At 63.8% G+C, this 25,998-nt stretch carries 27 protein-coding genes; 13 read left to right on the forward strand and 14 right to left on the reverse strand.

Translation table 11 applies throughout. From position 1 onward, the window contains the following. Positions 1–14: 14 nt before the first annotated feature. Both AC1DYO_RS11325 and AC1DYO_RS11330 read left to right on the forward strand, forming a co-directional pair. Complete coding sequence (locus AC1DYO_RS11325; RefSeq protein WP_477263154.1) at positions 15–962, forward strand: aldo/keto reductase; 948 nt, start codon at positions 15–17, stop codon at positions 960–962. An 80-nt stretch (positions 963–1,042) separates the two neighbouring features. Further along, on the forward strand, positions 1,043–1,669 hold the full coding sequence (locus AC1DYO_RS11330; RefSeq protein ID WP_477263156.1) for a LysE family translocator: 627 nt from the start codon (positions 1,043–1,045) through the stop codon (positions 1,667–1,669). A 7-nt stretch (positions 1,670–1,676) separates the two neighbouring features. Here the strand turns inward: AC1DYO_RS11330 and AC1DYO_RS11335 are convergent, their stop codons facing one another. Further along, a complete protein-coding gene (locus AC1DYO_RS11335; RefSeq protein WP_477263158.1) occupies positions 1,677–2,477 on the reverse strand; it encodes a lysophospholipid acyltransferase family protein in 801 nt (266 codons plus the stop codon). Positions 2,478–2,593: 116 nt separating this feature from the next. Next, on the reverse strand, positions 2,594–3,499 hold the full coding sequence (locus AC1DYO_RS11340; RefSeq protein ID WP_477263316.1) for a LysR family transcriptional regulator: 906 nt from the start codon (positions 3,497–3,499) through the stop codon (positions 2,594–2,596). 103 nt (positions 3,500–3,602) lie between these two features. Between AC1DYO_RS11340 and AC1DYO_RS11345 the strand changes: the two genes are divergently transcribed. Further along, positions 3,603–4,154 carry a carboxymuconolactone decarboxylase family protein gene (locus AC1DYO_RS11345; protein ID WP_477263160.1) on the forward strand — a complete coding sequence of 184 codons (552 nt, stop codon included), beginning with the start codon at positions 3,603–3,605 and terminating at the stop codon, positions 4,152–4,154. Positions 4,155–4,192: 38 nt separating this feature from the next. Then, complete coding sequence (locus tag AC1DYO_RS11350; protein ID WP_477263162.1) at positions 4,193–4,825, forward strand: pyridoxamine 5'-phosphate oxidase family protein; 633 nt, start codon at positions 4,193–4,195, stop codon at positions 4,823–4,825. A gap of 96 nt (positions 4,826–4,921) precedes the next feature. Here AC1DYO_RS11350 and AC1DYO_RS11355 read toward each other — a convergent pair whose 3' ends face one another. The 3 genes from AC1DYO_RS11355 to ftsE form a co-directional block, all read right to left on the reverse strand. Beyond that, positions 4,922–5,647 (reverse strand): YdcF family protein, encoded by a 726-nt coding sequence (locus AC1DYO_RS11355; protein ID WP_477263164.1) that lies wholly within the window; start codon positions 5,645–5,647, stop codon positions 4,922–4,924. 134 nt (positions 5,648–5,781) lie between these two features. Then, positions 5,782–6,771, reverse strand: coding sequence for a cell division protein FtsX (locus AC1DYO_RS11360; RefSeq protein ID WP_477263166.1), 990 nt, complete (start codon positions 6,769–6,771; stop codon positions 5,782–5,784). Then, positions 6,764–7,423, reverse strand: a complete 660-nt coding sequence (gene ftsE / locus AC1DYO_RS11365; protein WP_023685344.1) for a cell division ATP-binding protein FtsE — start codon at positions 7,421–7,423, stop codon at positions 6,764–6,766. The genes AC1DYO_RS11360 and ftsE overlap by 8 nt, the downstream gene beginning before the upstream one ends. Positions 7,424–7,603: 180 nt before the next feature. On the opposite strand from ftsE, the gene AC1DYO_RS11370 reads away from it, so the two are divergent. From AC1DYO_RS11370 to AC1DYO_RS11380, 3 genes are all read left to right on the forward strand, one after another. Further along, the gene (locus AC1DYO_RS11370; RefSeq protein WP_477263168.1) at positions 7,604–8,248 is read left to right on the forward strand and encodes a hypothetical protein; all 645 of its coding nucleotides are present in this window, start codon (positions 7,604–7,606) and stop codon (positions 8,246–8,248) included. Between the two features lie 26 nt (positions 8,249–8,274). Continuing rightward, complete coding sequence (gene hpt / locus AC1DYO_RS11375; protein WP_477263170.1) at positions 8,275–8,817, forward strand: hypoxanthine phosphoribosyltransferase; 543 nt, start codon at positions 8,275–8,277, stop codon at positions 8,815–8,817. Between the two features lie 196 nt (positions 8,818–9,013). Beyond that, complete coding sequence (locus AC1DYO_RS11380) at positions 9,014–9,385, forward strand: response regulator (protein ID WP_477263318.1); 372 nt, start codon at positions 9,014–9,016, stop codon at positions 9,383–9,385. Between the two features lie 6 nt (positions 9,386–9,391). Here the strand turns inward: AC1DYO_RS11380 and AC1DYO_RS11385 are convergent, their stop codons facing one another. After that, entirely contained in the window at positions 9,392–10,342 is a 951-nt protein-coding gene (locus tag AC1DYO_RS11385) for a DMT family transporter (protein ID WP_477263320.1), read from the reverse strand. A 222-nt stretch (positions 10,343–10,564) separates the two neighbouring features. Between AC1DYO_RS11385 and AC1DYO_RS11390 the strand changes: the two genes are divergently transcribed. After that, entirely contained in the window at positions 10,565–11,428 is an 864-nt protein-coding gene (locus AC1DYO_RS11390) for a LysR substrate-binding domain-containing protein (RefSeq protein ID WP_477263172.1), read from the forward strand. Between the two features lie 18 nt (positions 11,429–11,446). On the opposite strand, the gene AC1DYO_RS11395 is transcribed toward AC1DYO_RS11390, so the two are convergent. The 3 genes from AC1DYO_RS11395 to AC1DYO_RS11405 all read right to left on the reverse strand — a co-directional run bounded on the left by AC1DYO_RS11395 (position 11,447) and on the right by AC1DYO_RS11405 (position 15,551). Continuing rightward, the gene (locus AC1DYO_RS11395) at positions 11,447–11,818 is read right to left on the reverse strand and encodes a glyoxalase superfamily protein (RefSeq protein WP_477263174.1); all 372 of its coding nucleotides are present in this window, start codon (positions 11,816–11,818) and stop codon (positions 11,447–11,449) included. A gap of 41 nt (positions 11,819–11,859) precedes the next feature. Next, positions 11,860–14,472, reverse strand: a complete 2,613-nt coding sequence (locus AC1DYO_RS11400) for a TIGR02302 family protein (protein WP_477263176.1) — start codon at positions 14,470–14,472, stop codon at positions 11,860–11,862. 137 nt (positions 14,473–14,609) lie between these two features. Further along, the gene (locus AC1DYO_RS11405) at positions 14,610–15,551 is read right to left on the reverse strand and encodes a threonine/serine dehydratase (RefSeq protein WP_477263178.1); all 942 of its coding nucleotides are present in this window, start codon (positions 15,549–15,551) and stop codon (positions 14,610–14,612) included. A 50-nt stretch (positions 15,552–15,601) separates the two neighbouring features. Here AC1DYO_RS11405 and AC1DYO_RS11410 point away from each other — a divergent pair, with 50 nt between their 5' ends. Further along, the gene (locus AC1DYO_RS11410) at positions 15,602–15,904 is read left to right on the forward strand and encodes an ArsR/SmtB family transcription factor (protein ID WP_477263180.1); all 303 of its coding nucleotides are present in this window, start codon (positions 15,602–15,604) and stop codon (positions 15,902–15,904) included. 20 nt (positions 15,905–15,924) lie between these two features. Here the strand turns inward: AC1DYO_RS11410 and lysA are convergent, their stop codons facing one another. The 3 genes from lysA to argH form a co-directional block, all read right to left on the reverse strand. Beyond that, positions 15,925–17,193 carry a diaminopimelate decarboxylase gene (gene lysA, locus AC1DYO_RS11415; protein ID WP_477263182.1) on the reverse strand — a complete coding sequence of 423 codons (1,269 nt, stop codon included), beginning with the start codon at positions 17,191–17,193 and terminating at the stop codon, positions 15,925–15,927. A gap of 65 nt (positions 17,194–17,258) precedes the next feature. Next, positions 17,259–17,465 (reverse strand): hypothetical protein, encoded by a 207-nt coding sequence (locus tag AC1DYO_RS11420; RefSeq protein ID WP_112562243.1) that lies wholly within the window; start codon positions 17,463–17,465, stop codon positions 17,259–17,261. 91 nt (positions 17,466–17,556) lie between these two features. Beyond that, a complete protein-coding gene (gene argH, locus AC1DYO_RS11425) occupies positions 17,557–18,957 on the reverse strand; it encodes an argininosuccinate lyase (RefSeq protein WP_477263184.1) in 1,401 nt (466 codons plus the stop codon). Positions 18,958–18,992: 35 nt separating this feature from the next. Between argH and tlpA the strand changes: the two genes are divergently transcribed. Beyond that, complete coding sequence (tlpA, locus tag AC1DYO_RS11430; protein WP_477263186.1) at positions 18,993–19,688, forward strand: thiol:disulfide interchange protein TlpA; 696 nt, start codon at positions 18,993–18,995, stop codon at positions 19,686–19,688. Here tlpA and AC1DYO_RS11435 read toward each other — a convergent pair. Next, complete coding sequence (locus AC1DYO_RS11435) at positions 19,685–22,132, reverse strand: bifunctional diguanylate cyclase/phosphodiesterase (protein WP_477263188.1); 2,448 nt, start codon at positions 22,130–22,132, stop codon at positions 19,685–19,687. The genes tlpA and AC1DYO_RS11435 overlap by 4 nt on opposite strands. 85 nt (positions 22,133–22,217) lie before the next feature. Continuing rightward, entirely contained in the window at positions 22,218–22,448 is a 231-nt protein-coding gene (locus AC1DYO_RS11440; protein ID WP_477263190.1) for a hypothetical protein, read from the reverse strand. Between the two features lie 264 nt (positions 22,449–22,712). Between AC1DYO_RS11440 and AC1DYO_RS11445 the strand changes: the two genes are divergently transcribed. The 3 genes from AC1DYO_RS11445 to AC1DYO_RS11455 all read left to right on the forward strand — a co-directional run bounded on the left by AC1DYO_RS11445 (position 22,713) and on the right by AC1DYO_RS11455 (position 25,995). Then, positions 22,713–24,065 carry an extracellular solute-binding protein gene (locus tag AC1DYO_RS11445; protein WP_477263191.1) on the forward strand — a complete coding sequence of 451 codons (1,353 nt, stop codon included), beginning with the start codon at positions 22,713–22,715 and terminating at the stop codon, positions 24,063–24,065. 123 nt (positions 24,066–24,188) lie between these two features. After that, positions 24,189–25,073, forward strand: a complete 885-nt coding sequence (locus tag AC1DYO_RS11450) for a carbohydrate ABC transporter permease (protein WP_477263193.1) — start codon at positions 24,189–24,191, stop codon at positions 25,071–25,073. 7 nt (positions 25,074–25,080) lie between these two features. Beyond that, entirely contained in the window at positions 25,081–25,995 is a 915-nt protein-coding gene (locus AC1DYO_RS11455; RefSeq protein WP_181061801.1) for an ABC transporter permease subunit, read from the forward strand. Positions 25,996–25,998 lie beyond the last annotated feature (3 nt).

A 25,998-nucleotide genomic window follows, 5' to 3' on the forward strand; every position in this document is an offset into this window, starting at 1 on the left:
CACGGAGCCCAATCTTGCAGAAACGTCGTCTCGGTCAAACCGACCTTTCCATCGCGCCGCTGGTTCTGGGCGGCAATGTCTTCGGCTGGACTGCCGACGAGAAGACCTCCTTCGACCTGCTCGACCGGTTCGCCGGCGCCGGCCTCAACGCCATCGATACGGCGGACGCCTATTCGCGCTGGGTGCCCGGCCACAAGGGCGGTGAGTCCGAAACCATCATCGGCAAATGGATGAAAGGCCGTGGCAACCGCGACAAGATCGTCGTTGTCACCAAGGTCGGCTCGGATATGGGGCAAGGCAAGAAAGATTTGTCGGCCGCCCATATCGAAAGGGCGGTCGAGGCGTCGCTCAAGCGGCTGCAGACCGATGTGATCGACCTCTATTTGTCGCACTGGCCGGACCCGACCACGCCTTACGAGGAGACGCTCGGCGCCTATGAGAAGCTGCTCGCCGACGGCAAGGTCCGCCATATCGGCGCCTCGAACCTCGACGCCGGCCAACTGCGCGCCGCGCTCGATGTGGCCAGCCTGCGCGGACTGCCGCGCTACAGCGTGCTGCAGCCGGAATACAATCTCTACGACCGCTCTTCCTTCGATGGACCGCTGCGTGATCTGTGCGCGGCGGAGGATATCGGCGTCATCACCTATTTCGCCCTCGCCAAGGGGTTTTTGAGCGGCAAATACCGCAGCGAGGCCGATCTTGGCAAAAGCGCGCGCGGCGGTGGCGTGAAGGCCTATCTCAATGCGCGCGGCATGCGCATCCTGGCGGCGCTCGACACTGTGGCGGCGCGGCATTCGGCCAAACAAGCCGAAGTGGCGCTTGCCTGGGTGATGGCGCAGCCGGGCATCACCGCCCCGATCGCCAGCGCCACGACGCTCGACCAGGTGGATAGCCTGGTTCGCGCCGCATCGCTGAAGCTCAGCGCGGAGGATATCGCGGCGCTGGACAAGGCCAGCGCCTAGCCTGAGCAGTTCGGCACGATCGTTCAAGACGACGGCAGTCCGGCTTGCCACACTGCTCTCCAGCATCGTGGGAGAGGAGAATGGCCGCAGACATTCTTGCGCAGGCGCAGCCCTGGCAGCAATTGCTGGCGCTGGTGCTGGCGGCAACGATCGTCATGGGCAGTCCAGGCCCGGCAACGATCAGCGTCACAGCGATTGGCGCGGCCTTCGGCCTGCGCAATTCGCTTCGCTATGCCTCGGGAATTGTTCTCGGCACGGTCGCTGTGCTGCTGGTGGTGGCCACCGGCGTCACGGCCATCCTCACCTCGATCCCGGGGGTAGCGCCGGTGCTGGCGGTCGCTTCTGCCGCCTACATCCTCTACCTCGCTTACAGAATAGCGACGGCGCCGCCGCTGGCCGCGCGCGAGTGCGGGGCAGTGCTGCCGACCTTCTTCGGCGGCTTCCTGCTTGCCGTCGCCAATCCGAAAGCCTATGTGGCGATTGCCGCCGTGCTTGCCGGCTCCTCGACCGCAGCCGGCGCCGATGCTCTCGGTGTCCCGGCAAAGCTGGCGGTCCTCACCCTTATGATCGTCGCAATCCATGTGCTGTGGCTGCTGGCCGGCGCGGCTTTCGCCCGCACCCTGCGCCAGCCGCTGGCGTCGCGGATCATCAACCTGGTGTTCGCGGCAACGCTGGTGCTGACCACCGCGCTGGCGGCGTGGCCGTAAGCCGAGGTCAGGCTTTGGTCTTTACGGCCGCGGCGAGTTCGGCCAGCCGCTTGACCGCCGTCGGCGGCATGGACGGCGGATTGGGTGCCAGTGATGCCTCGATCAGCAGCTGGTCGCAGGCGGCTTCCGTCTCGCCGATCAGCCGGTCCATGAATTCGTCCTTGCCGAGCCCCGGCGGAATCGGCGGCAGGAAGCGGGCCTTGATGGTGCCGGGGTAGCGCATGAATTTGCGGCGTGGCCAATAGAGGCCTGCGACATGGGCGACCGGCACCACCGGAACGCCAAGCTGCGCATAGAGCTCGACAATGCCGTATTTGTAGGCCGGCTCATCGCCCGGCGCCCGGCGTGTGCCTTCGGGATAGATGATCAGCTGGCGCGGATTGCGTGCCATTTCCTGCTTTGTCGAGGCAACGACCTGCTTCAACGCCTTGGAGCGGCTGCCGCGATGGACCGGGATCATCCGCATCTTCAGGATGTACCAGCCGAAGAAGGGGATCCAGGTGAGCTCGCGCTTCAGGATATAGAGCGGGTCGTGGAGGAACGGAAAGAAAGCGATCGCGTCCCAGAATGACTGGTGTTTCGGCGCCAGGATGAAGGAGCCTTCGGGCAGGTTTTCGCCGCCGGTGATGTCGCTCCTGGTGCCGGCGATCTTCTCGTAGAGCCACAGGCTGGTGCGCGACCAGAATTTCGGCACGAACCAGGCGCGGTGGCGCGGCGACAGGAAATAGTACGGGGTCCAGAGGATCATCTGGACGATCAGATTGACGTAGAAGACGAAGTTGAACGCCAGCGAGCGGATATAGAGCATGCGGGGAAGGGCCTGTTGAGGAGGTGTGCGTTGGTTACACCAAGCGCGGGCAAAAAGGAAACGCCGCAATGGCCTGATATAGGCAGGCTCGCTGTCGATCCGCAGCCAGCCTCAGCTCACCACGTCGCCTGCAGCAGCCGCTGCTTCAGCCGCGGGGCGGCGAAATCGAGAAAGGCGCGCAGTTTCACCGGCAGCAGGCCCTGGCCGGCATGGACGAGACTCACCGGCCATGGCTGCGGCTCGAAGGGCCGCAAGACCGGGACGAGTACGCCGGAGCGCACCGCGTCCGCGATCTGGTAGGACAGCACCCGCGTCATCCCGGCGCCGGCGATCGCGGCATCGATCGCCGCTTCCGCGGTGTTGACGCGCAGGCGCGAGCGGATCGGCACGATCAGTTCGCCCTTGCCGTCGGCAAAGCTCCAGCTGGCGAGAGCTGCCGATCCCTCGAAACTGATGCACGCGTGCGCCGTGAGATCCTGCGGGATTTGTGGCGCGCCATACCTGGCCAGATAGGCCGGGCTCGCGCACACGACGCGGCGGATCGAGCCGACACGGATGGCGATCATGTTCGAGTCTGGAAGCTGGCCGATGCGGATGGCGAGATCTAGGTGTTCATCGACCAACTGGGTTACCCGGTCGGCCAGCGTCAGGCGGATGTTCACCTGCGGGTAGGCCGCGAGGAAGTCAGTTACGACCGGCAAAACATGCAGGCGGCCAAAGACGATCGGCGCTGTGATGATCAACTCGCCGGTAGGCGCGCTGTATTCGCCGGCGGCGGTGCGCTCGGCTTCGCCGACCTCATCGAGAATTCGACGGCAGGCGGCAAGATAGGAATGGCCTGCGTCGGTCAATGTCAATCGGCGCGTCGAGCGGTTCAGCAGGCGTGTCTGGAGGTGCCGTTCCAGCTCGGAGACCTTGCGGCTGACCGTTGCAAGCGGAACGCCGGAACCGCGCGCGGCGGCGGAAAGGCTGCCGGCCTCCACCGTCGCCACGAAAAGGGACATGGCTTCGAGACGATCCATCACTTCTTTCATTAATTGGAAGGGTTGATTGCGAAAATACCATCTACATCCGAGATATGGAAGGTCGCATATGGGCTGGACGCACTCCAAAAAGGAAGTCTCCATGCCCCGTATCGCTACGCCTTCGTCCATTGCAGACGCCCCGGCCACCACCCAGCCCATGCTGCGGGCCGTCGAGAAACAACTCGGCGTGGTGCCGAACCTGTTCAGGATGGTCGCCAACAGCCCGGCCGCGCTCGAGGGCTATCTCGGCATGTCGGGGGCGCTCGCCAAGGGTCGCCTGCCGGCGCCTACGCGCGAGCGCATCGCGCTGGCCGTCGCCGAAATCAATGGCTGCAGCTACTGCCTTTCCGCGCACACCTATCTCGGCAAGAACCTCGCCAAACTCGGCGATGCCGAGATGATCGCCAACCGCCATGGCGGCTCCACGGATCCGAAGGCGGCAGCGGCGGTGCGCTTCGCGGCCAAAGTCGCGCATGCTCGCGGGCACGTCGATGATGAGGATCTCTCCGCCGTCAGAATGGCCGGCTATGACGATGGAGAGATCATAGAGATCGTCCAGCACGTCGCCCTGAATACCTGGACCAACTATATCAACGAGGTCGCCGGGACCGAGATCGATTTTCCGGTTGTCGCTGCCCGCGACGCGGCCTGAACGAGCAGCGCAAGCCCGGTCAGAGGAAGGACGCTTCCATGAACGCTCATACCTTCACCAGCGATGTCGCCTTCACACCGACGGTCAAGGCAATCCAGACCCGTAAAGGATCGCGCAAGGGCTATGCCAGCGCCGAGGAGCGTGGTGGATGGCGCGCCCATATCACGCCAGATCTGGCCGACTTCATCGCGGCGCAGACCAGCGTGTTTCTGTCGACGGCTAATCGCGAGGGCCAGCCCTATATCCAGCATCGCGGCGGGCCTGCCGGCTTCCTCAAGGTGCTGGACGAGAAGACCATCGGCTTTGCCGATTTCTCGGGGAATAGGCAGTTCATCACCCAGGGCAATCTTGCCGACAACAATCAGGCGTTCCTGTTCCTGATCGACTATGCGCATCGGCAGCGCGTCAAGATCTGGGGTACGGCGCGCGTCGTCGAGGACGATGCCGAGCTTTTGGCCAAGCTGATGCCGCAGGACTACAAGGCGCGCCCAGAGCAGGTCATCCTGTTCACCGTCTCGGCCTGGGATGCCAATTGTCCGCAACACATTCCGCAGCGCTTCGAGGCTGCAGATGTGGCGGCAGCACTTGCCGAACGCGACAAGCGGATTGAGCGCCTTGAACAGGAAATTGCGCGGCTGCGCGGCACCTCGGATGGCACGGCCAAGGGATAATCGGCGCCGTCAGAGCCGTTTGTTGGACGCAATTCCCAAGGGAAAGCGCACGCGCTTTTCCCGGGAAAACCGTTAAGCACTTTTCCTGGAATTGCTTTAGTCCTTGGCGGTCGAAACCTCGGCCAGCGCGACGCTGTCGGCGGACTGGCGGACCGGGACGATGCCGCGCGCCAGCGCCAGCAGATATTTGCTGTATTCGGTCAGAAGCACGCGCAGCGCTTCCGGCTTGGTCAGCCAGTCGCCATTGTCGAGATTGGTGTTGACCACGGGATAGGGTTCAAGCTTTGCGCCATGCAGCAGGCGGCCCATTTCCAAGAGGCTGCGCGGCATGTGGTAATTGTTGGTGACCAGGATGACGCTGCCATAGGCGTGGCTCTCCACCCATTTGGCGCTTTCCTCGGCATTGCCGATCGTGTCGAGCGCAGCGCGGTCGATGTCGACGCAGCAGGAAAACAGTGCCTTGTCGCCGCCGGTTGCGGCCTGCAATTGGCGGCGGCTGGCGGAGGGATGCACGCCTGAGATCAGCAGCCGCTCGCCCTTGCCCGAGGCAAGCAGATCGAGTGCGGCGTCGAGGCGGGCCTGGCCGCCGGTCAAAACGATGATCGCGTCGGCCTTGGCCGGATTGGCCGGGGTGGTCATGTGGCTGACCTTGCTGGCGAACCAGCCGAAGCCGCCGGCAAACAGCGCCACCAGCAGCAGCAGACAGAGGGAAGCGAGCCGCAGCGCGGTCCGCAAACGACTCGGGCCGGTGCGCACACGCGGACGCGCACCCACCACTGGCATCTGTCCAGCCGTCCCGGTCGAGTTCCGCGCGTCCATCATCCTATGGTTAATCCTGAAATGCCGCTTTGATAAGGAAAAAAGCGCACATTGCGTTACGTCGTTTTTCGATCCGTGATCGCCCCGTTGTTCCTGTCCTTGGCCTCCGAACTGTTTTTCGCCTCTGCCGTCATTGTTCAACTCGCTTCCGGCTGGCGGACATCGATGTCGCTGAGATAGGCGACGACGGTGGCGTGCGAGGTCGCTGCCGTCAGCCCGCCGATCACCAGAACCATCAGGCCGACGCCGAGATAGCCGGCCGATCCGATGGCGAAATTGCCGAACAAAGCGGTGGCCTGGTCGGCCTGCGGCGTTGCCATGTTGCGCGACGACCACCAGGAAAAGACGATGAAGACGAGGATCGCGGCGGCCCCGCCGGCGGCAGCGCCCTTCATGCCGGTGACCAGGAAATGCCAGCGGAATTCGCGCGCGATAAAGCGCGCTTCGGCGCCGACGAAATGCAGCACTTCGATGATATGGCCGTTACCGGCCATGGCGCCGCGCGTGGCGAACACCACCGTCAGCACCGTCGCCGACAGCATCAGCACCAGCACGGCGATACCGATGGTGACCGTGGTGCGGGCCATGGCGACCAGCCGATCGACCCAGGTGCGGTGATCGTCGAGCGAAGCACTTGGCAGCTTCGGCGTGATCGCCGCGCGGATGGCGGCAAAGTCGGGCGGGCTGGTCTCGTCGATGGTGACGATGATCAGCCGCGGCACCGGCAGTTCGTCGATGTTCAGCCCCGAGCCCAGCCATGGCTCCAACAGGCGGGCCGTCGCATCGCGATCGATGATCTTGGTCGCTTTCACGCCGGGGAACTCACCGGCGATCTGCGAGGCCTGGGCAAGGGCCGCCTCCATGTCGAGGCCGTTGACCGGCTTGATCTGGATCGTCGCCTCTCGCGAGATCTGGTTCTCCCACACCGAGGCGGTGTCGCGCACCAGCGTCACCGCGCCGAAGGTCAGGCAGGACAGGAAGGTCATGATGGCGATGACCAGCACCAAGGCGCGGCCGGCAATGTTCTGCGCCGGCACGATAGGCGCCATGCGGCGCTGGACGCGCTGCATCGTGCCTGCCGGCTCCGCGACCTCTTCATGCAGCTGTTCGGCGGATAGCTCAGTCATAGATATCCAGCCTTCCGCCGGCCAGGATCATGCGGCGCGCGTCGACCTGCTCCATCAGGCCGAGATCGTGGGTAGCGATCACCACCGCGGTGCCGAGACGGTTGAGCTCGATGAACAGTCGTAGCAACCGGCGCGCCAGCGGTGGGTCGACATTGCCGGTCGGCTCGTCGGCGAGCAGGATCTCGGGCTGTTCGATCAGCGCGCGGGCAATCGCGGCGCGCTGCTTTTCGCCGCCCGACAGGACCGGCGGCAGTACATGCATGCGCTCACCCAGCCCAACCCATTTCAAAAGTTCGGTGACGTCGGTGCGGTAACTGGCTTCCTCGCGGCCGCGCACGCGCAGCGGCAGGGCGACATTCTCATAGGTGGTCATGTGGTCGAGCAGGCGGAAATCCTGGAACACCACGCCGATGCGGCGTCTCAGATGCGGCAGCTCGGCGCGCGAGATGCGCGAGCGGTCCTTGCCGAAAATGGTGATCAGCCCGCGCGTCGGCTTCAGCGACATGAACAGAAGGCGCAGCAGCGTCGTCTTGCCGGCGCCGGAGGGCCCGCTCAGGAACTGGAAGGAGCTCTCCGGAATGTGCAGGGAGATGTCGCGGAGGATTTCCGGACCCATGCCATAGCGGAGGCCGACATTTTCGAAGCGGATCACGTGCGACGACCTGAAATGTGTGGCGGCGGCGTGCCAGCCCTTTCTGTCCAACGACCATCGGCCGCCATGGTTAACCGTCGGTTAATTTTCGCTGTTTTTGAATGCGTCACAAGGGTTCCGGTGGGGAAGCGTTAACCATTTCCATTTACGCAAAAGAAACGAAGAGCGAACAGCGGGGCCATGATGGCTGAGCAACGAACCGCGCGCCCGGTTTCCGGCGAAATCATGACCGGGCTGGGGACAAGTGTCGCGCCGGAATTGTGGCCTGTGGCGACCGACATCGTCGATGCCGATTATGAGGTGCTCCCGCGCCTGGTTCCGCGCATGGAGGCGGCCTCGCTGCCGGAGCGCGGCATTGCAACGCCGTCGATGGCGGGCATGAAGATGCTGTGCAAGCCGGAAGCCGCAACCGTGCGGCCGCCGGCGTCACGTGGCGGGCCAATCTTCTGGATCGCCGGCGTCAGTGCTGCGCTCGCCGCCTTCTGGGTCTCGGGCGGCCACGCGCTGGTGCGCCAGACGCGGTTCTGGACGGTCGAACAGCCGGCGGGCGCCGTACTTAGCATTGCCGGCGTCACCTCGCGTGTCGACGCATCCGGGTCCACCCCTGTGCTGTTCGTCGATGGCGAGGCCGTGAATGACGGGGTGAAAGCCGGGCCGTTGCCGGCGCTGGAAATCCGCGTCACCGGCAATGACAGCCGCATTACGCGCTATACGCTGGGGACATCCAACCGTTCGCTGGCGCCCGGCGAAAGATTCGGCTTTTCCAGCCGTCTCGACGTGCCTAGAAACGGTGTGAAGGCCGTCTCGGTCACTTTCGCCGGTTAGGCGACGATCTCTCGGAAAGGTTATTGATGCCAGTTGTGCGCGGCAAGGACATCGAAGTCCTGTTTTCGGCGTCCGCGATCGCGCGGCGCAATCTTGAACTCGCCAAGGAGATCGCCGAGCACGATTACCACGACCTGCTGGTGATTTCGGTGCTGAAGGGCTCCTTTATCTTCGCCGCGGATCTCATTCGCGCCATGCACGATGTCGGGCTGTCGCCGGAGGTCGAATTCATCTTCATTTCCAGCTATGGCGCCGGCACCACCAGCGGCGAGGTGAGGGTGCTGCGCGACATCGACAATGAGGTCGTCGGCCGCGACGTGTTGCTGATCGACGATATCCTCGAATCAGGCAAGACGCTCTCCTTCACCCGCAATCTGATGCTGTCGCGCGGCGCCAAAAGCTGCGCCATCGCGGTGCTGCTCGACAAGCGCATGCGCCGCCAGACCGAGCTCAACGCCGACTATGTCGGCTTCGACTGCCCGGATTATTTCGTCGTCGGTTACGGAATGGACGTCGCCCACGCTTTCCGCGAATTGCCATTTGTCGGTGTCGTCAAAGGCGACGCTTGAGACCTTTTGATAATTCTACTCCGGCGGCCATTTGGCGCGGTTTCCTGCGCTTCCGATGCTCACGGACTTGAATGTCCGCTGCGCTCCGGTTCTCGCAAACCACACCAACTGACTCACCGGAGCGAATTCTAAAAAGGTCTCATCGACGCTTCAAATTTTCAGGAAAAGTCAACTTTTGCCCGCCAAATTCCGGCGCATGGCAAAGCTTCTGATCGTCGAGGACGATGAGTCCGTCCGCACCCTCGCCGCCCGCGCGCTCGAACGCGCCGGGCATTCAATCGACATTGCCGCCGATGGCGCACAGGGGCTGGCGATGATCAGCGCGGCGGGTGGCGGTTACGATCTCGTCGTCTCCGACATCCGCATGCCGGAGATGGACGGCATCGAGATGGCGATCGCGGCGGCCAGGCTCTTTCCGGCGATGAAGATCCTGCTGATGACCGGCTATGCCGACCAGCGCGAGCGCGCCGAGGAGTTGAACGGCATCATTATCGATGTCGTACAAAAGCCCTTCACGCTGGCGGAAATCCGCTCGCGGGTCGACCAGGCGCTCGCCTGTTTCGCCTGATACGCTTCAGGCAGCATCCTGGCTTGCAGTAAGGACCGGCCCGGCGCTCCTGCGCCGTTCGGTGTTGAGCGCGAGCAGCCCGGCGCCGATGATCAGCGCCGCACCGATGGCGGTGGTCGAGCGCGGCACCTCGTTGAAGAACAGAAATCCCCACAGCGGCGACCAGATGATCCCGGTGTATTCGAAGGTGGCGACGCGGTTGGCGGGCGCCAGCCGGTAGGCCTGCGACAGAAGAATCATGCCCGCCGAAGCGACGAAACCGCAGGCGGCCATCTTGAGGAAGTCCGGTGTCGTCGGCCAAACCCATGGCCGCACCAGGAATTCGAGGCTGGGGTGGACCGCGTGGGTTATGCCGACAAGCCAGAACGTGCCGGCAACCAGGGCAGCACCGACGAGGTAGGCGCCGTTCTGGTAGAACGCCATGACTGTGGAGGATTCGGTGTCGCCGATCTTGCGCGCCATCAGCTGCGAAAAGCCGTAGAGCAGCGCCGAGCCCAGCGACAGCAGCGCCGCCCAGTCGAACAGGCCGGCGCCCGGGCGCAGCATCACGACCACGCCCAACATGCCGATCAGCACGGTGGCGAGCGTCTGCCAGGAGACGCGTTCGCCGAGATAGGGCCCTGCCATCGCCATGATGAACAGCGGCGCCATGAAGTAGAGCGCCACCGCATCGGCGAGCGGCAGAGCGGCGATCGCCAGATAGTAGACGGTATAGGAGCTGAACTGGATGAAGGCGCGTGTCGTCAGCAAGCCAAACCGCTTCGAGGCAATGGCGCGCAAGCCGACATCGGCACGAACGAGAACGATCAGGATCGGCAAGGCAACGATCGAGCGGATCCACATTACCTCGGTTACGGGATAGCCACCCGACACCGCCTTGACCAGCGGGTCCTGGAGCGAGAACACCAGCACGCCAAGGCACAGGCTGATGATGCCGAGAACGATCCGGTTGCGCATGTCGTTCAAGTGGCCCCTTGCCTGCCCGCAGCCGCCCGGCCGTGGGGTAAAAAGAACCCGCCACCGTTTCGGGCAGCGGGTATGAGTGAGGACTCTTCGATTGGTCCGCAACCGATTTCGCGGCCGCATATCCAATGGGTAAGCGGACTATCGTCCGGCGTTTGACATGTTGCAAACGAATTGGAATGATACCAGCAATCAAATTTGCTTATGACGGATTCGATGCGACCAACCCTCGACAGCGATCTCCTGCGCACCTTCGTCGCCATTGCCGAAGCGGGCAATTTCACCCGCGCGGCGGAGCAGGCCGGCCGCACGCAGTCGGCGGTGTCGATGCAAATGAAGAAGCTCGAGGAGCTGGTCGGCGACAGCCTGTTCGAGCGCGGCTCGCGCGGCGTCGCCCTGACGCGCCGTGGCGGCGAGCTGATCGTCAATGCCCGTCGCATTGTTTCCCTGCTTGACGAAACGGCGGCATCGATGGCGGCGGCCCCGCTCGGCGGGCCGGTGCGTATCGGTATCCCGGAGGAATATGGCCACGCCATTCTGTCGCGCGCGCTCGGTGCTTTCTCCAAGCGCCACACCAAGGTTGAGGTCACCGTACGATACGCACATTCAGGCGCGCAGCTGGCGGCGCTGGCTGCCGGTGAACTCGATCTCGCCGTGGTCTTCGAATGGCAGGATCCTGGCAGCGGCGAGGTGCTGATGCACGATCCGACGGTGTGGGTGACATCCAGCCTGCATCACATGCATGAGGAACGGCCGGTGCCGATCGCGCTCTACAACCGGGCCGGCTGGTGCAAGGATTTCGCCATCAAATCGCTGGAGCAGCGTGGGCTGGCCTACCGTGTTGCCTACACCAGCGACACCACCGGCGGGCTGAAGCTTGCCGTCACCTCGGGACTGGCGATCGCCCCGATCTCGCACAGCAACATTCCCGACGGCTGTCGCGAGCTCACCGCCGCGGACGGGTTCGGCCACATCGATTCCTCGAATGTGGTGATGCATCGCAATCCCAATGCCTCAGGCGAGGCGATCGACGGCATGCAGGAGGCGATCCGCGACGCGTTCGTCAACAGGTCCGATTAGGCTCTTTTCTGGACCTGCTCAGCCCGCCGTATCTTCATAGAAATGCAGGCGGTTACCGAAGGGGTCGGAGACCGACACTTCGCGGCTCTGCCACGGCGTGGTTTCCAGCCCCGGCCGCGCGAAGCGGTATTTCTTGCCGATGAGTTCGCGGTGCAGTGCGGCGATGTCCTCGACCTGGATGCGCATGGCGATGCCCGGCGCGCCATCGCCGTGATGTTCGCTGAGATGCAGCACGCAGCCGTCGCGGATTACACCCATGTAGAGCGGCGCATTGTCGTCGAAGCGGTGCTCGAACTCGACTTCGAAGCCGAGGAAGTCGAGGTAGAATTCACGCGCCTTGGCGATGTCGAAGATGCGCAGGATGGGCGTTACGGCACCGAGTTTCGGCATGGCGCTGATACCATTCAGTTCGACGGATGTTGCCTTGGAGGCTACTTCAGCTCCAGCAGCCGCTCAAGGTAGCTGCGCTCGATGTCGGGGCTGAGCGCGTTGCCGAGCCGCTTGCGGATTGCTTCGAGGATCTGGCGGGCGCGCTGCACGTCGATCTCGTCGGGCACCTTTACCGAATCGCCGAAATCAGGTCCGCGGCTGGCGCGCGGCCGTCCGAGCGGATCGCGGTCGGCGTCCTGTTGGCGGCCGCCTTCCTGGCTGCCGCCCTGGTCGCCCTGCATCGCCTGCAGCTGCTTCATCATCTCCTTGGCGCCCTTGCGTAGCGCTTCCAGCGCGCGACCCTGGTGGCCGACAGCCTGGTCGCCTTCACCTTGACCAAGCGACTTTTCGGCATTGCCCATGGATTTGCCGGCGTCGCCAAATCCCTCATTGGGCTGCATGCCCATGCCTTCCAGGCCCTTCTTCAGCTTGTCGAGTTCGCTTTGCAGCTGGCCCTGGCCCTCCTGCAGCTGCTTCATCGCATCGGCGAATTCCTGCGCCGTCATCGGCTTTTTGCGGGCAAGCGGATCGCGGTCGTCACCGGGGCCGGGTTTGTCCTGATCCTGTCCGCCGAGCTGCTGGTCGCCATCCTGCTGCTGGTCTTGATCTCGCTGGCCCTGGCCGCGCTGCATCTGGTCCATGCGGTAGGTGTCGTTCATCATCTCCTGCTGGCGGCGCATGATCTCGCCCAGCTTGTCCATCTGCTGGCGCATCTCGCTGTCCTGCTCGCCGCCTTGCTGCTGACGGCCGGCCTGCAGGTTGTTCATCATGTTTTCCAGCTGCGACAGCAGTTCTTGCGCCTTGTCGCGGTCGCCTGATTTCGCCAGGTTCTCGATCTGGTCCATCATGCGGTCGATGTCGCTCTGGCGCAGCTCGCGGCCGTTCTGCTGCATCTGCGGCGCGTTCGGGTTCTGCTTGGCGCGCTCGGCGAATTCCTGCAGGAATTCGTTCATCGCCTCGCGCAGTTCCTTCATCGCCTTTTCGATCTCTTCATCGCTGGCGCCACGCTTGATGGCATCCTGCAGCGCCTGCTGCGCCTGGCGCAGGCGCTTTTCGGCGGCCGAAAGGTTGCCCTCCTCGATGCCGAGCGCGATTTCCCAGAGATAGGCAACCTCGTTGCGCAGCTGGTCGTCGCTGTCGGCCATCTTCAGCCGGCTGCGGGCGCTCATGATGGCGAGGTAATGCGACATGTCGTCGAACGTGTCTTCGGGCCGAAGCGTGATGGCGTCCATCAGGTCGAGCACGCGCGGCTTGGCATTGGCGTCGAGCGCCAGCAGGCGACGTTGCTCGATCACCGCCCGCGCCAGCGGGTTGGCAAAGGGCCGCTCCGGCATCACAATAGTCTTGGTCTCGCTGGTCGCCGTGTGTCCGGCATCGTCGGTGGCGACAAGTGACAGCTTGACGCTGGCGCCGGCCCAGACGTGTTCGGTGAGGTCCTTGGTGGTCTTGGCGGCGTTCGCCTTGCCGCCGCGGCGCGGCAGCGCCAACGGCATCTCAGGCGGACCATAGAGCGGATGCGCATCGGGCGCTGCCGGGTCGGCCAGCGCAAAAACCGCCTTGGCGGTGGCCGCGCCATAGTCGTCGTCGATCTGGTAGTTGAGCTCGAAGGCGCCGTTGACGGCGCGCTTGGGCTCGCCGACGAAGCGGACCGTTGGCGGCCTGTCGGGGATCACGGCGAAGGCCCATTGACCGAGATCGGCTTCGCCCGATTTCAGCGTCAGCGTGCCGTCCGCCGTCAGCTTGCCGGTGAACTGGCGTAGCTTTGGCGTCGCGGGGTTGACCGCTGCTGCCTTGACGGCGGCGGCCTGCGGTCCCGTCGGGTCGATTGCGCGGGCATTGCCGCCCTTGTCGGCGAAGCTCAGCGTTTCCTCACCGGAGCCGCCGGTGACGCGCAGCGAAACTTCGCTGCCTTGCGGCACGATGAAGGTGGCGGTTGCCTGCTTGGCATTGTTGTCGATGACTGGGGTAGTCAGGAAGATGGGCGGCTTGCCGGTATAGGCGGGCGGGGTCACCCAGGCATCGATACGCGGCGGTACGATGTCGCGCGCCGCATGGGCGCGGAAGCCATCGGATATCCTGCCGCCGGACGGGCCGAAGGAAAAGGCAAAAGCGGTGACCAAAAGCAGCGCCGCCACGGCGCGCAGCCCCCACGGGTCGCGCTCCGGCACGCGGGTGCGCGGCAGATCGGCGCCAAGGCTGCCCAGCTTGTCGGCCATGCGCTTTTGGTGTTCGCGCCACAGCGCCTGGGAAAAGATGCTTTCCTTGCCGCTCGGACGGTCGGTCTGCACCAGCACAGGGCTATGCTGCAACTGGTTGGCTGCCTCGATGCGGCGGTCGATTTCGGCGGCAGAGGGAAGCTTGAAGAAACGCAGCGGATAGAGCGCCGCGAGCGTGGCAAGGCCGAAAACCGCGACCAGGACAATGCGCGCAATGTCAGGCAGGCGAGGAAAGAGGCCGAGCCAGGAGAGACTGAGGAACAGGCTGGCGACGATGACCAGCGGTAGAAGCAGCGGCCAGCCGCGCTCGACCGTCATCGAGACCCGTGTCGCCAACCGGCTCAGGGCAAGCCGCCCGGCCAGGCTGCGATCGCCACTGGAAATGGGGCGTTCCGTCATCGGCCCTTCCTGCCCGGGCGGGATAGCCCGGACTCAACAAGCGGAAGTTTACCAGCAAACACGGCAAAGGCGAGGCGGTTCCGGAAAACTTGAAGAGCTTTGGCGGGTTTCCACCGGCAATTCAGTCGATGCAAGAATCAGAATTTCGCCGGATCGGTGTTTGACCCGCAGACCAGGACGGCAATTCGTTCGCCTGGCGCCGGCGTGTAGCGGCCGGACAAAAGGGCTGCGAAGGCAGCGGCGCCGCCCGGCTCGGCGATGATCCGTACCCGCTCCCACAGCGCCTTCTGGGCGGCGATGATGGCGTCGTCGGTGACCAGGATGGAGCGTTCGACAAAGGCCTCGGCGATCGGGAACATCATCTCGCCGACGCGCTTGGGCGCAAGCGAATCGGCGGCGACGCCTTCGGCGGGCGCGTCGACCGGGTGGCCGGCCTCGAAGGCACGATGCAGTGTCGGCGCGCCCTCGGGCTCGATGGCGACGATCCTGATGCGGCCGGCAAACCAGGCGGCGATGCCGCCGATCAGGCCGCCACCGCCGACGGCGACCAGCAGCGTGTCGATCTGAGGCAGATCTTGCTCGATCTCGAGGCCGAGCGTGCCCTGGCCGACCAGCGTCTCTTCCTGGTTGAAGGCATGGATCTGCAGCGCGCCGGTCTTTTCGGCAAAAGCCTCGCTGGCGGCCAGCGCCTCGGCATAGCGGGCGCCGCCGACGATCAATTCGGCGCCGTAGCCGCGAATGCGCTGCAGCTTGGCCGGCGGGCTGACTTCGGGGACAAAAATCGTCGCCTTGTGGCCGAGCCGCATGGCGGCATAGGCGACGGCGGCGCCATGATTGCCGCCTGATGCCGCGACGACGCCAGCCTCGGGGACCGGTCGCTCCAGCAGATTGGTGAAGGCGCCGCGCGCCTTGAACGAACCGGAATGCTGCAGGCATTCGAGCTTGAGATCGACTGCCAGCGGTGTTCGGTCGAAATCGGCCATGTCGACGCGCAGCACCGGCGTGTGTCTGACATAGGGGCGGATGCGCGGTTCCATCGCGGCAATGCGTTCGCGCGTGATGCTGTTGCCGTTCGTCATGACCATCTCCTTGGGATTGACAGCAATTAGTAACTTGGCAAAATGGCTAAATGCAAGAGGTTGATGTCTTCAAAGCGATCGCCAACGAACGCAGGCTGCAGATCCTCGACTGGCTGAAGGATCCGCGGGCGCATTTTCCGGCCCAGGCAGACGGCGATCTGGTCGAAGACGGCGTTTGCGCGCTGCTGATCGCGGAGAAGCTCGGCATTACGCAGGCGACGCTGTCCGAACATATGCGCGTGCTTACCCAGGCCGGCCTGCTGCGCCCCAAGCGCATCAAGCAATGGACGTTCTACCGCCGCGACGAGGACAGGATCGCCGACACAAGGATGCTCATCCAGAACCGGCTGTAGCGCAGCCGGCACGGCGGCTTCTATTTCAGCCAGTCGGGCACTGAATCCAGGCCGATCAGTTCGTCATAGGTCTGGCGCTGGCGCACGATATGGAAACGGTCGCCGTCGACCAGTACCTCAGGCACCAGAAGCCTTGTGTTGTAGGTGCCGGATTGCACCGCGCCATAAGCGCCGGCCGTCGAGACGGCAATCAGGTCACCAGACTTCAGCCGGGGCAGGTCACGGTCGAGGCCGAGATAGTCGCCGGTCTCGCAGACCGGGCCGACGACATCGACCGCCATGCGCGGCGTGTCGGCCGGCGGCTGCACCACAGGCTTGATGTCGTGGAAGGCATCGTAGAGCGTCGGCCGGATCAGATCGTTCATGGCGGCGTCGACGACGAGGAAGTTCTTGGCGTCACCTTCCTTCACGAAGATCACTCCCGAGACCAGGATGCCGGCATTGCCGACGATCAGCCGGCCCGGCTCGAACATCACCTTTACCCCAAGCTTGGTGAGATGCTTCCTGACGATCTCGGCATAGGCATCGGGCAGAGGCGGCGGGCTGTTGTCGGTGCGGTAAGGAATGCCGAGGCCGCCGCCGAGATCGACGTGCTCGACGGCGTGGCCATCGCCGCGCAACGCGCCGACCAGTTCCGCCAGAAGCGCGAAGGCGTCGTCAAAGGGCTGCAACTCGGTGATCTGGCTGCCGATATGGGTGTCGATGCCAATGGGCTTGATGCCCGGCAGACCGGCGGCGCGGGCATAGACCTGGCGTGCCCTTTGCCACGGAATGCCGAACTTGTTCTCGGCCTTGCCGGTGGAGATCTTCCTGTGGGTCTTGGCGTCGACATCCGGGTTGATGCGCAGCGAGACCGGCGCCACCTTGCCGAGTGCTGTGGCGCGGGCCGACAGCAATTCCAGCTCCGGCTCGGATTCGACGTTGAAGCAGAGAATGCCGGCCTCGAGCGCGAAATCCATTTCGCGCGCGGTCTTGCCGACACCGGAAAACACGATCTTGTTGGCCGGGATGCCGGCGGCGAGCGCGCGGCGCATTTCGCCTTCCGAGACGGTGTCGGCGCCGGCGCCGAGCCTTGCCAGCGTGCGCAGCACCGCCTGGTTGGAATTCGCCTTCAAAGCGTAGCAGACCAGCGTGTCGAGCCCGGCGAAGGCCCCGGCAAAGACGCGGAAATGCCGGGTCAGAGTTGCCGTCGAATAACAATAGAACGGCGTGCCGACGCTTGCGGCGATGTCTGGTATCGCCACGTCCTCGGCATGGAGTACGCCGTCGCGGTAATCGAAATGGTTCACGAGAGTGTTTCCGGAAGTTGGAGCACGAGACCTGGTTTAGAAAGACCAAGCCGGTCTCATCGGCTCTAGAGCAGCGGGTCGAGGATGAACTTCTTGTCCACGACCGGTTTTTCCGGCTCCGGCGGCACGGGTTGCTTGGCGCGCTCGGCGTCCTTGCGCGCCTGGACGGCTGCTTCATAGGGCGTGTCGAGACCGGCCTTGCGGCCGCAGGCGGTCACGGCGACCATCGCCGTCAGCAGCGTCAGCGTCACCAAAATCCTGCGTGCGGTCATCGATCCATCCGTCCGAAACTTTTATGTGCTGCCGCTTTTAACCGAGTTTTCGGCGCATTGCACCCCGGATATTGCCGCGCAATATCCGGCATTATGCCTTGGCGATGCGCTTTTTCCAGGTGCGGATCTGCTTCCTGACTTCCGAGGGAGCAGTGCCGCCGAAGCTTGTGCGGCTCTTCACTGAATTCTGCACCGCCAGCACCGAGAAGATGTCCTGGGTGATGCCGGGGTTGATCGACTGCAGATCCTCCAGCGACAGCTTCTCCAGGCTCACCTTCTTCTCTTCGGCCAATGCCACGGCGCGCCCGGTGACATGATGCGCCTCGCGGAAGGGGAGGCCCAGCGTACGCACCAGCCAGTCGGCAAGGTCGGTCGCGGTCGCGTGGCCGGAGCCTGCGGCCTTTTTCATGGCGGCGGCATTCACCGTCATGTCGCGCACCATGCCGGTCATCGCCGCCAGCATCAGGTCCAGCGTCTCGGCGGCATCGAAGACGGATTCCTTGTCTTCCTGCATGTCCTTGCCATAGGTCAGCGGCATGCCCTTCATCACCGTCAGCAGGCCGACCAGATGGCCGGTGACGCGGCCGGTCTTGCCGCGCACCAGTTCGGCGGCATCCGGGTTCTTCTTCTGCGGCATGATCGAGGAGCCGGTGGAGAAAGAGTCCGACAGCCTGACGAAGCCGAATTGCGGCGTCGACCAGATGATGATCTCTTCGGCGAGCCGCGACAGATGCGTGGCGCAGATCGCTGCCAGGCTCAAGAACTCCAGCGCGAAATCGCGGTCGGAGACGCTGTCCAGCGAATTGCGCATCGGCTCGCGGAAGCCGAGCGCCTTGGCAGTCTTGTGGCGATCGATCGGGAAGCTGGTGCCGGCAAGGGCTGCCGCGCCCAAAGGGCTTTCATCCATCCGCTCGATGGCGTCGCGGACGCGCGACAGGTCGCGCGAAAACATCTCTACATAGGCCATGCAGTGGTGGCCGAAGGTCACCGGCTGCGCCGCCTGCATATGGGTAAAGCCCGGCATCACGGTTGCCGCATGCTCCTCGGCTCGTTCGAGGAAGGCAGCGATCAGCCCCTTAAGCGCCTCGGCGACCCGGAAACACTCGTCCTTGACCCAGAGCCTCAAGTCCACCGCGACCTGGTCGTTGCGCGAGCGGGCGGTGTGCAGGCGGCCGGCGGCCGGACCGATCAGATCGGCGAGGCGCGCCTCGACATTCATGTGAATGTCTTCAAGCCTGGTCGAGAATTCGAACGTGCCGGCTTCGATCTCTTTCAGGATCGTGTTCAGGCCGTGAGCGATTTTTTCTTGATCGGTCGTCGAAATAATGCCCGTTTCAGCCAACATTTCGCTGTGAGCGATCGAACCCCTTATGTCCTGTGCATAAAGTTTGCGGTCGAACGAGATCGACGCGTTGATCGCTTCCATGATTGCGGCCGGACCCGAGGCAAAACGTCCGCCCCACATCTGGTTGCTGGCCTTCTTGTCGCTCATCGCTATAACCCGTGCTCCGGAGCAGTTTTAGAATAATGGCAAATGGCAATAGATACTTCCCGGCCCCGCGCCTGATCCTTGCGGCCTTGGTGGCGGGCGTGTTGGCGGGCGCGGTCGCGGTATATGTCAGCGAGAGCGGTTCTGGCAACAACGCAGCCTCCGGCAGTGCGCCAGCGCAAGCTGCCACCGGCGGCAGCAAGGACGACGTCGCCTGCGCCGCCAAGAGCGACCGCGCCAAGAAGGTTGCGGCCGCAGCCACCGGCCAGGTCGCGGCATTGTTGCCGGCCGATCCGCCGCAATCGCTGAAAAGCCTTGCCTTCAACGGGCCGGACGGCAAGCCGATGACCATCGCCGACCACGCCGGCAAGACGGTGCTGCTCAATCTATGGGCGACATGGTGCGCGCCCTGCCGCGCCGAAATGCCGGCGCTCGATGCGCTGCAGAAGGAAAAGGGCAGCGATGCCTTCGAGGTGATCGCGGTCAATGTCGATGCCGGCGATGATGTGAAGCCGAAGAAATTCCTTGGCGACATCGGCATCGAGAAGCTCGGTTACTACCGCGATTCGACGCTGGCGCTGTTCAACGACGTCAAGACACGCGGGTTGGCGCTCGGCCTCCCTGTCACCATGCTGATCGACGGCGAAGGCTGCCTGGTCGCGCATATGAACGGGCCGGCCGAATGGTCGGGACCGGATGCCAAGCGGCTGGTCGAGGCAGCGCTCGCCCCTTAGGCTGAGCGAAGGGCCGCCGCCGGTTCGAGCATCAGGATGCTGCCGCCGCGCTGTTTGATCGGGGCGTAGTCCTCAGTCGCCGGCGCGGTGACGCCGGTCAGTTCGCTGAAGTTCTCGATCGGGCTCGGCCGGCCAAGATAATAGCCCTGGCCGATCTCGCAGGCCTCGGCGTCGAGGAATTTCAGTTCGCCCAGCGTCTCGACGCCCTCGGCCAGAACCGGCAGACCGAGACCGCGGCCAAGCCCCAGCACGGCGCGCACGATGGCGGCCACCTGGCCGTTGCTGTCGACCGATTTGATGAACGAGCCGTCGATCTTGATCTTGTCGAAGGGGAAGGCGCGAAGGTTGGACAGCGAGGAATAGCCGGTGCCGAAATCGTCCATCGCCACACGCACGCCCAGCGCCTTGACTTGCCGCAAGGTGGCCAGCGCGCGCGGCATGTCCTTGACCAGCGCCGTTTCGGTGATCTCGAGTTCGAGCCTGCCGGGCGTCAGGCCGGAGCCGAGCAGGACTTCATGCACCTTGCGGCTGAAATTCGGGTTGTGGAGTTGCACAGCCGAGACATTGACCGCGACGGTGAGAGGGTTCTTCCAGCGCGCTGCCTCGGCGCAGGCCGTCGCCAGCACCCATTCGCCGATCTGGATGATGACGCCGCTGTCTTCGGCCACCGGGATGAAGGTCGCCGGCGACACGTCGCCGCGCTGCGGATGGCGCCAGCGGATGAGCGCCTCGAACCCGACCATCCGTCCGCTGCTGATCTCTTTTTGCGGCTGGTAGACGAGGCGAAACTCATTGCGCGCTATGGCCTGGCGCAGTTCGTGCTCCATCACGCGCCGGTCGCGCGCCTCGGCGCCCATCGAGGCCTCGAAGTAACGGTAGGTGTCCTTGCCTTCGGCCTTGGCGCGATAGAGCGCGGTGTCGGCGTGGCTGACCAGGGCTGTCGGCTCGTCGGCGTCGAGCGGATAAAGTGCAATGCCGATGCTGGCCGACACCAGGCCGCCACCGGCCGACAGCCGGTTTTCCTCGCGCATCGACGCCAGCACCGCCTCGGCGATGCGGCCGGCTGCCTGCGGATCAGAAAGGTTCGGGGCGATGATGGCGAACTCGTCGCCGCCGAGACGCGCCAGCATCTGTCCGTGGCGGAGCACGGCGGAGGCGCATAGCGCCACCTTCTGCAGCATGGCATCACCGGCGCCGTGCCCGAACAGGTCGTTCACTTCCTTGAAGCGGTCGAGGTCGAGCAGCAGCAGCGCAAGATGCCCACCCTTGCCACCGCGGTCCATTGCGGCAATTTCAGCCTCGAGCCGGCCGGAGAAACTGCGGCGGTTGGGGAGCCCGGTCAGCGGATCGAAGTGGGCGAGGCGCAGGATCTCCTGCTCGGCCTTCTTGCGTTCGCGGATGTCGCGCACTGCGACGACGCTGTGCGGCCTGCCGCAATAGTCGATGCTCCTGGCGATCAGTTCGACGGGGATGGCGGTGCCGTCATGGCTTCTCAACTCGGCTTCCTGTGCCTGTCCGATGCAGTCGGACATGCTGGCCGCGGTGCGTTCGCCGAACAGGTCGCCGAGCAGCATCGCATTCAGTGCTTCCGGCGCCATGCCGGTGAGGGCGGCGATGCTGTCATTGGCGCTGACGATGCGGGCGCCGTCGCAGACGATCAGACCCTCGACGGCGGCGTTGGCCAAGCCGTGCATGCGCTCGGCCTCGAGCTTCTGCCGACGGAAGCGCAAGTCGATCCACAATGCTGCCGCTGAAAGCACAAGAATGACCAGGCTGACGGCCGCGGCGGCGAAGGCCTGCGACACCGGTTGGACCGTGAACTCAGATATTTCGATGGAGGAGTCCGGGAAGATCGACACTGCGGCCATGGCGATGAAGTGCAGGGTGCAGATCGCCAGCGTCAACAGGATGGCGGCGGCGATGGTCGCCTGCATGGATGGGCGCCGCAGCCCGACCAGCAGCGCCAGCGCGGCGAGGGTGACGCCTGCCAGCAGCGAGACGGCGACCAGCAGCGGATTCCAGACAATGCGTCCTTCGACCTCGAAAGCGGCCATGCCGATATAGTGCATGGCGGCGATGCCGGCGCCGAGGACCGCGCCGCCGACCAGAGCGTAGTCGATGCCCCGGCGTAAGGTGGCGATCCACATGCCGGCGGCTGTCAGGGCGACGGAACCGGCGAGCGAAATTGCTGACATTTCCGCATTGTACGCGTTGGGGATTCCCGGAGAAAAGGCAAGCATGGCGATGAAATGCGTCGCCCAGATGCCGAAGCCGGTGGAAGTGGCCGATATCATCAGCCAGGTATAGCGGTTGCGCTCGCTTGAGCGGTCGACATGGCGAAGCAGATTGACCGCCGAGAAGGAGGAAATACCGCAAATAAGGGCTGCCAGTGAGACCAGTCTCAGATCGTGCTCGTGCACGATGCAATTATAGACCGTCAGCATCTCGCCCCACCTGCTCTCCCGCAGCAATCAAGCCGTCGACCTGATTAGTACGGGGCGCTTGAAGAATCGGTTATGCGCACTACAACTACAGCGGGTTTTTCGGGTTGTACCTTGCGGCGATCCTCCGCTCGAGGTTCCAGGCCACCACTTTCAGGGTGTCGCCGGCTATTTCGCGCGACGCCTTGCCGCCGATCTCGATCTGGCCGAGCGCCGGAATGGTGGCCGCGTGACGCAAATGGGTGGCGCTGTCACGCGGGCCTTCGCTCATCGCCTGGCGGTCGGCGGCGGGCACATGCGTCAATTGCTGGACCAGCATTCGTGTCTCCACCTCGTCACAAGACCGGACATATTAGCCGGTTAATCATTGTTGCGGCGGGGCCTTTACGCCATTCCGACCTGCCCTAGCTACCTAGAGCGCCGATGTGACGGTTTCATGCCGGCGTGGCCGTCGAGGAGGAGAGACCGGCTGTCCACAGGCCCGAAAAGGGCACAACAGAACTGTCACATACCTTCTCTATGAGAGCGGCAAGGGACTTGCGCAAAGCCTGATGTCATCAGCCACTCAAGAGGGATAAAATCCATGTCGATCTTCAAGCAGGGCTTAGCTGCCCTTGCCGCCGGCGCCTTCAGCATCGCGCTGGCGCAGCCGGCCGCCGCGGAACCGGTCAAATTCGATTTCTGGTTCGGCCTGTCGGGCGACCTCGCCCGCGTTGTCGATACGCTGTGCAAGAACTTCAACGCATCGCAAGCCGACTATGAAGTCGTCTGCACCAGCCAGGGCAATTACGACGCCACGCTGCAGAACACCATCGCCGCCTTCCGCGCCGGCAAGCAGCCCGCCGTCGTTCAGGTCTATGACGTCGGCACCGCCACCATGATGCTGTCGGGCGCCTACAAGCCCGCTGACAAACTGATGGAAGAAAACGGCTACAAGATCGACTACGCCGACTATTTCCCCGGCATCGCCCGCTACTACGCGACGTCGAAGGGCGAGATGCTGTCGTTCCCGTTCAATTCCTCGACGGCGCTGATGTACTGGAACAAGGACGCCTTCGCCAAGATCGGCAAGACCGAGGCGCCGAAGACCTGGGAAGATGTCGGCGCCGACCTGCAGGCCATGAAGGACGCCGGCTATGAATGCCCGATGGCGATCAACATCTCGGCCAATGAAAGCTGGCAGCTGATGGAGCAGTTCTCGGCCATCCACAACCAGCCGATCGCGACCAAGAACAACGGCTATGACGGCCTCGACGCGCGTCTGGAAGTCAACAAGACCAAGTTCGTCCAGTACGTCACCGATCTGAAGAAGTGGTATGACGCCGGCCTGATCAAGATCAAGTCCAAGGATCTCGGCCAGGATATGGTCCAGGCCTTCGCCTCCGGCACCTGCCAGGTCATCATGACCTCTGTCGGCGACCACGGCACCGTCGGCAAGACGCAGAAGGAAGGCATGAACTGGGATGTCGCCGAACTGCCGGTCTATGCCGGTACCGAGCGCAAGAACTCGCTCGTCGGTGGCGCGTCGCTGTGGGTGCTCTCCGGCAAGTCGGACGCCGAATACAAGGGCGCTGCCGCGTTCCTGAACTTCATCCACGACCCCAAGACGGCTTTGTTCTGGTCGACCAACACCGGCTATATCCCGGTGACCAAGTCGGGCTTCGACTACATGAAGGGCCAAGGCTTCTACGACAAGGCGCCCTACAAGGGCCGTGAAACCGCGATCGCCAGCCTGACCGCGTCCGAGCCGACCGAAATCACCCGCGGCATCCGCCTGGGCAACTTCACCCAGATCCGCGCCGAGTTCGGCACCCAGATGCAGGCCATTTTCGCCAACAAGGTCAGCGTCCAGGAAGGCCTCGACACGCTGGTCAAGAATGGCGACGCCATCCTCGACCGCTTCCAGCAGACCTATCCGGGCAAGACCCTGCCCTGATCGCCTGAGGACTTCAGGGCCGCCCGTCACTTTCCGAGCATCATGCTAGGGTCGACGGGCGGCCATTTCGTTATTAACCTCACCTTGCTCTAAGCCAGCTGTCAGGCGGGCGTCGGCGGACCGATGGAAAAACGCGTTACCTTCAGCAGGTGGACTATCGGCATCCTTTTTGCGGTGCCGCAGCTCCTGCTGATTTTCACCTTCTTCTACTGGCCGGCCGGCCAGGCCGTGTACTGGTCACTGACGCTGCAGCAGCCCTGGGGCGGCGGCAACATCTGGGTCGGGCTCGACAATTTCCGTTCGATCCTGTCCAACGCCGACTACTGGAATTCGATCACCGCCAGCCTCATCTTTGCTGGCATCAGCACCGGGCTGGCGATGTTCATCGCGCTTGTGCTCGCCGCGCTCACCGACCGCCAGCTTGCCGGCTCGCGCCTCTATCGCGTGGTGCTGATCTGGCCCTACGGCATCGCCGCACCCGCACTGGCGATGGCGTTCCGCTTCATCCTGGCACCGGAAGCTGGCTTCATGGCCGTCGTCAACCAGGTCTGGCCGGGCTTCTGGGATCCCGGTCTCGATGGCACCGACGCCATGGCGTCGATCATCGTCGCCTTTTCGTGGAAGTATGTCGGCTATAACTTCATCTTCTTCCTGGCGGCGTTCCAGGCCATACCGCGTTCGCTGATCGAGGCGGCGGCGATGGACGGCTCAGGCGTCATCAGGCGCTTCTGGGACATCCAGTTCCCGCTGATCACGCCGACGATCTTCTTCCTACTTGTCATCAACATCACCGAAAGCTTCCAGGATTCCTTCGGTATCGTCGACATCATGACCTCGGGCGGTCCGGCCAATGCCACCAATCTGATGGTCTACAAGATCTACTCCGACGGCTTCAAAGGGCTCGACTATTCGGGCGCCGCCGCACAGAGCATCATCCTGATGCTGCTCATCGTCGTGCTGACCATTTTCCAGTTCCGCTTCATCGAGCGGCGCGTGCACTACAGGTGAGGCGGACATGGTAGAGCGCACCCCGTTCCTCAATTTCTTCACGCATGTGATCTTGTTCGTCGGCTTCGTATTCTGCATCGCGCCGTTCGTGGTCGTGATCATCGCCGCGTCGCACAACCTCAAGGACGTCAACGACGTGCCGATGTCGCTGCTGCCGGGCAACGACTTCTGGCTCAACATCAAGACGGCTTGGACGACGGCCGACCTCGGGCCGAAGCTGCTCAACAGCTTCATCATGGCTGCCGGCGTCGCCGCCGGCAAAGTGATCATCTCGGCGCTGACCGCCTTCTCGATCGTCTATTTCCGCTACCCCGGCCGCACCTTCATCTTCTGGCTGATCTTCGTAACCCTGATGCTGCCGCTGGAAGTGCGCATCGTGCCAACCTATGCGGTTGTCGCCAACGTGCTGTCGCCCTACCAGACCATCCTCGACATCACCGGCCTGACCTGGCTGATCGAGAAGGTGTCGGGCGTCCAGGTTTCGCTCAGCCTCGGGCTGCTCAATTCCTACACCGGACTGATCCTGCCGCTGATCGCCACGGCCACCGGCACCTTCCTCTACCGGCAGTTCTTCTTGACCGTTCCCGATGAACTGACCGAGGCCGCGCGCATGGACGGCGCCGGGCCGCTGCGCTTCTTCATCGATATCCTGTTGCCGCTGTCGCGCAACAACATGGCCGCGCTCGGCACCATCATGTTCCTGTGGGCGTGGAACCAGTATCTGTGGCCGCTGCTCATCACCACCGACCAGTCGCATGCGACGGCGGTGACCGAACTGAAGCAGCTCATTCCCAATGTCGGCGGCATACCGGAATGGAACATCGCCATGGCCGGCACGCTTATCGTCATGCTGCCGCCGCTGATCGTCGTTGTCGCCATGCAGCGCTGGTTCGTGCGCGGCCTGATCGCCACCGAAAAATAACAA

This window comes from Mesorhizobium sp. P2_F5 (assembly GCF_056403715.1).

Coding starts and splice junctions, on each gene's coding strand:
- tlpA (WP_477263186.1), top strand. CDS start 18,993: ATGGCAAATGGCAATAGATACTTCCCGGCCCCGCGCCTGATCCTTGCG.
- AC1DYO_RS11435 (WP_477263188.1), bottom strand. CDS start 22,132: ATGCTGACGGTCTATAATTGCATCGTGCACGAGCACGATCTGAGACTG.
- AC1DYO_RS11395 (WP_477263174.1), bottom strand. CDS start 11,818: ATGCCGAAACTCGGTGCCGTAACGCCCATCCTGCGCATCTTCGACATC.
- AC1DYO_RS11440 (WP_477263190.1), bottom strand. CDS start 22,448: ATGCTGGTCCAGCAATTGACGCATGTGCCCGCCGCCGACCGCCAGGCG.
- AC1DYO_RS11345 (WP_477263160.1), top strand. CDS start 3,603: ATGCCCCGTATCGCTACGCCTTCGTCCATTGCAGACGCCCCGGCCACC.
- AC1DYO_RS11405 (WP_477263178.1), bottom strand. CDS start 15,551: ATGACGAACGGCAACAGCATCACGCGCGAACGCATTGCCGCGATGGAA.
- AC1DYO_RS11420 (WP_112562243.1), bottom strand. CDS start 17,465: ATGACCGCACGCAGGATTTTGGTGACGCTGACGCTGCTGACGGCGATG.
- AC1DYO_RS11380 (WP_477263318.1), top strand. CDS start 9,014: ATGGCAAAGCTTCTGATCGTCGAGGACGATGAGTCCGTCCGCACCCTC.
- AC1DYO_RS11455 (WP_181061801.1), top strand. CDS start 25,081: ATGGTAGAGCGCACCCCGTTCCTCAATTTCTTCACGCATGTGATCTTG.
- AC1DYO_RS11330 (WP_477263156.1), top strand. CDS start 1,043: ATGGCCGCAGACATTCTTGCGCAGGCGCAGCCCTGGCAGCAATTGCTG.
- AC1DYO_RS11340 (WP_477263316.1), bottom strand. CDS start 3,499: ATGGATCGTCTCGAAGCCATGTCCCTTTTCGTGGCGACGGTGGAGGCC.
- AC1DYO_RS11370 (WP_477263168.1), top strand. CDS start 7,604: ATGATGGCTGAGCAACGAACCGCGCGCCCGGTTTCCGGCGAAATCATG.
- AC1DYO_RS11445 (WP_477263191.1), top strand. CDS start 22,713: ATGTCGATCTTCAAGCAGGGCTTAGCTGCCCTTGCCGCCGGCGCCTTC.
- AC1DYO_RS11385 (WP_477263320.1), bottom strand. CDS start 10,342: ATGCGCAACCGGATCGTTCTCGGCATCATCAGCCTGTGCCTTGGCGTG.
- AC1DYO_RS11360 (WP_477263166.1), bottom strand. CDS start 6,771: ATGACTGAGCTATCCGCCGAACAGCTGCATGAAGAGGTCGCGGAGCCG.
- hpt (WP_477263170.1), top strand. CDS start 8,275: ATGCCAGTTGTGCGCGGCAAGGACATCGAAGTCCTGTTTTCGGCGTCC.
- AC1DYO_RS11390 (WP_477263172.1), top strand. CDS start 10,565: ATGCGACCAACCCTCGACAGCGATCTCCTGCGCACCTTCGTCGCCATT.
- AC1DYO_RS11450 (WP_477263193.1), top strand. CDS start 24,189: ATGGAAAAACGCGTTACCTTCAGCAGGTGGACTATCGGCATCCTTTTT.
- AC1DYO_RS11400 (WP_477263176.1), bottom strand. CDS start 14,472: ATGACGGAACGCCCCATTTCCAGTGGCGATCGCAGCCTGGCCGGGCGG.
- AC1DYO_RS11335 (WP_477263158.1), bottom strand. CDS start 2,477: ATGCTCTATATCCGCTCGCTGGCGTTCAACTTCGTCTTCTACGTCAAT.
- AC1DYO_RS11355 (WP_477263164.1), bottom strand. CDS start 5,647: ATGATGGACGCGCGGAACTCGACCGGGACGGCTGGACAGATGCCAGTG.
- argH (WP_477263184.1), bottom strand. CDS start 18,957: ATGAGCGACAAGAAGGCCAGCAACCAGATGTGGGGCGGACGTTTTGCC.
- AC1DYO_RS11350 (WP_477263162.1), top strand. CDS start 4,193: ATGAACGCTCATACCTTCACCAGCGATGTCGCCTTCACACCGACGGTC.
- AC1DYO_RS11410 (WP_477263180.1), top strand. CDS start 15,602: ATGCAAGAGGTTGATGTCTTCAAAGCGATCGCCAACGAACGCAGGCTG.